At 68.3% G+C, this 3,206-nt stretch carries 4 protein-coding genes; 1 reads left to right on the top strand and 3 read right to left on the bottom strand.

The features are described from left to right. On the bottom strand, positions 1 to 1,046 hold a 1,046-nt coding region (locus VAE46_RS02655; RefSeq protein ID WP_322795362.1), incomplete at its 3' end, for a cytochrome c oxidase subunit I. Between the two features lie 2 nt (positions 1,047 to 1,048). Beyond that, the gene (gene coxB / locus VAE46_RS02650) at positions 1,049 to 1,819 is read right to left on the bottom strand and encodes a cytochrome c oxidase subunit II (RefSeq protein WP_322795361.1); all 771 of its coding nucleotides are present in this window, start codon (positions 1,817 to 1,819) and stop codon (positions 1,049 to 1,051) included. A gap of 230 nt (positions 1,820 to 2,049) precedes the next feature. Here coxB and VAE46_RS02645 point away from each other — a divergent pair, with 230 nt between their 5' ends. Beyond that, on the top strand, positions 2,050 to 2,637 hold the full coding sequence (locus VAE46_RS02645) for a hypothetical protein (RefSeq protein ID WP_322795360.1): 588 nt from the start codon (positions 2,050 to 2,052) through the stop codon (positions 2,635 to 2,637). Here VAE46_RS02645 and VAE46_RS02640 read toward each other — a convergent pair. Continuing rightward, entirely contained in the window at positions 2,634 to 3,107 is a 474-nt protein-coding gene (locus VAE46_RS02640) for a pyridoxamine 5'-phosphate oxidase family protein (RefSeq protein ID WP_322795359.1), read from the bottom strand. The genes VAE46_RS02645 and VAE46_RS02640 overlap by 4 nt on opposite strands. Between the last annotated feature and the right edge of the window lie 99 nt (positions 3,108 to 3,206).

Genomic DNA, 3,206 nt, shown 5'->3' with positions numbered 1-3,206 from the left:
AACGCCATCATCCGGTAGCCGAAGATCGGCTTGCGGGCGTGGGTCGATATGACCTCGCTGACGATCCCGAAGCCCGGCAGCATCATGATGTAGACGGCCGGGTGGGAGTAGAACCAGAAGACGTGCTGGTAGAGGAGGGGGTCGCCGCCGGCCTGGGCATCGAAGAAGGACATGCCGGCGACGCGGTCGAGGAGGACGAGGAGGAGGGCGGCGGCGAAGCCCTGGGTGTAGAGGAGAGCGACCCAGGAGGTGGCGAACATCGACCAGACGAAGATGGGGAGACGGCCCCATGTCATGCCGGGTGCGCGGAGGAAGATGATGGTGGCGATGAAGTTGAGGGCGCCGAGGATGGAGGTGAGACCGAAGGTGATGATGGAGAGGTCGAAGAGGACCTGGGCGCTGTTCGCGCGCAGGGAGAGCGGGGGATAGGCGGTCCAGCCGTGTTCGATGCCGCCGAGGAAGGGGGTGGCGAGGAGGCCGACGGCGACAGGCGGGACAAGCCAGAAGGTGAGGGCGTTGAGGCGGGGGAAGGCCATATCTTCGGCGCCGATCATGAGCGGGACGGCGTAGTTGCCGATGCCGCCGATGACCGCTGCGACGGCGACGGCGACCATGAGGATGCCGTGGAGGCCCATGGTGCCGTTGTACTGGCCGTTGCTGAGGAACTGGTGGCCGCTCTGGGCGAGTTCGAGGCGCATGAGCATGGCCAGGGCGCCGGCGAGGAAGAAGACGACCATGAAGGTCACGAGGTACTGGATGCCGATGACCTTGTGGTCGGTGTTGAAGGTGAAGTAGCGCTGCCAGCCGTGGAGCTGGCGGGTGTACGTCTTGAGGCCGAACCATTCGCGGCCCCACTGGCTCCACATGCCGATGCCCATGAGCCAGAGGAAGACGCCGAGGACCCAGCCGCCGACGATGTTGATTTCGCCGCCCCAGACATTGGGGTAGCCGAAGAGCCAGCGGAGGATGGCGACGATGCCGAGGCCGAGGTAGAAGCCGATGAGCCCGAGGCCCATCGCGCCGGCAACAGACTTGACTGCGTACATGGTTACTGCCCCTCGCTCTTGAGGCTGGCGAGCCAGGCCTCGTACTCGGATTCGGTGACGACGCGGACGGGGAGCCACATCTTCGAGTGGTCGAGCCCGCAGAGTTCAGCGCACTGGACGCGGTAGGCCTGGTCTTCGTCGTAGGCGCCAAGCTCGGTGGGTTTGACTGTCATGAAGGTGGTGCGCCCGGGGATGGCGTCGATCTTCATGCGGAAGGCCGGGATCCAGAGGGAGTGGACGACGTCGATGGAGTTGACGTTGAACTGCACCGATTTGTTGACGGGGATGACGATCTCCTTGCCTTTGGCGGCGGAGACTTCGGTGCCGTCGGGATAGGTGAAAGTCCACTGCCACATGAAGGCGGTGACATCGATTTCGAGGTCGGCCTCAGTTTCGCCCCAGCCGTAGCCGCTGGCAGTGCTCTGGAGCTTGGCGAGCCCGGTCAGGCCGGGGTGGATCATGACGAAGATGGCCAGGCCGCCCGTGATCACCAGCCAGACGCGGGGCACCCAGCCGCGGCCGCGGATCGGGGGGCCGTCGTCTTGGGGGCGATCGCCGCGGACGCGGAAGCTCAGGATGGCGTAGACGACAACCGCGATGACGAAGGTGAAGACGGGGATGCCGAGGATGAGGAGGAAGCGGAAGATGCTGTCGAAGTCCTCGGCCTCGTGGGACCCGACGGTGGGGAAGAGGTCGGCGAAGACGAGGAGCTCGCCGATGGCGGTGAGGAAGGCCCAGAAGATGGCCACACTGATGAGATGTTTGCCGTGCAACAGCAGCGCTCCCTGCGGATGGGATGGGCAGCGGGCCGGCGGCGCCGCCATGGGCCGCCGGGGTGAGTTCATGCTAAGAAAGCGCTTCGGGGAGGCGGTACGGACCGTTGGGTACCGCGTGGGCGGCCGGATGGCCGTGGGCGGGCGGTGTGCACATCGCGGGTATAGCGGCCCGGGATGCGCTGCGCCGGCCGGTACGCAAGCGGCGCGAGGTCGCCGAAGATGGAAACGTGCGATGGTTCGTACGGGCACGAAAGGCTGAAGCGCCGGCGGAGGCCGCCGGCCCGGCGTTCGGGGCGTGGGTGCTGGAGCAGTTCCTGCGCGGCGAGCAGCCAGCGTTCCTGCCGTTCGCGCAGCTGGAGCGGGCGTGCAGCAACGCGGCGTCGCTCGTGTGCGGGGCGGTGTATGGTCGCCCCGGGGCGTTCGATGCCGCGGTGCTGGCGGTGCCCGGGCTGGCCGGGGACGCCGGGACGATCGCCCGGCGCACGGCCGACGGGTTCAAGGCGGCGCTGGCGGACAGGGAGCACACGGTGCTGGCCTGGCCGTGGGAGCACATCGGGACGATGGTGGCGTGGCGGGCGACCCGGGCGGGCGAGCTGGAGACGACACCGCTGGGGAGCACCGTCGAGCGGGTGGCAACGGCCTACGCGCTGCGCCACCGGGAGCAGCTGACGGCGGTGCTGGACCTGTGGGGTCGGGTCGCGGAGGGGGTGTACCGGGGCGAGCAGCGGCCCGACCTCGTCGCGATGGGGCTGGAGATGCTGCGGGCGTTCGAGGCGGCCCGCGGGAAGCCCGCGGGGGGCGGACCTGCGGGTTAGCCGTGTGCGGGGCGCCAGACCCGGGCAGGCTTGCCGCTCATCATCTCGGACAGGCGAGAGACCTCGATGCGCCAGGGGTCGAGGCGGAGTGCGCCGAAGGTGGGGTCGGCCGGGCCGCCCTTCCAGAGCATGCCCGGGTCGTAGCCGAGCGGGGGCGGGGTGCTCTTGAACAGCTCCCAGAGCCACTGGCGGCGTTCGAGCGAGGTGTCCCACGAGGCGCGGCACTCGGCGTAGACCTGTTCGTGCTGCTGGTCCCAGTAGGTGACCGAGACATACGGGTTGGCGGCGATGTGCTTCGCCTTGAGGGACTGGGGCGAGGTGGCAATCCAGCCGGTGTGACCATCCCAGATGGGGTGGAGAATGCGCGAGCGCGGGCGGCCGCGGGTGTCGATGGTGGTGACGACGGCCCAGACGACGCGGCTGGTGATGGCATGGAAGTCCGGAGCGATGGTCTCCCAGGTAACGTTCACGGCGGAACTCCGTCGAGCAGTGTGCCGGAAGACTGTACAAATTTTTGGCTAGCGCTGTCGCGGGGGCGTGCGGCGGGCGGGGCGGCGGCGGGATGGCGG

Source organism: Tepidiforma sp., from assembly GCF_034433535.1.
Taxonomy (GTDB): Bacteria; Chloroflexota; Dehalococcoidia; order Tepidiformales; family Tepidiformaceae; genus Tepidiforma.
The sequence above is the reverse complement of the archived record's forward strand: the minus strand, read 5'-3'. Positions and strand labels throughout refer to the sequence as shown.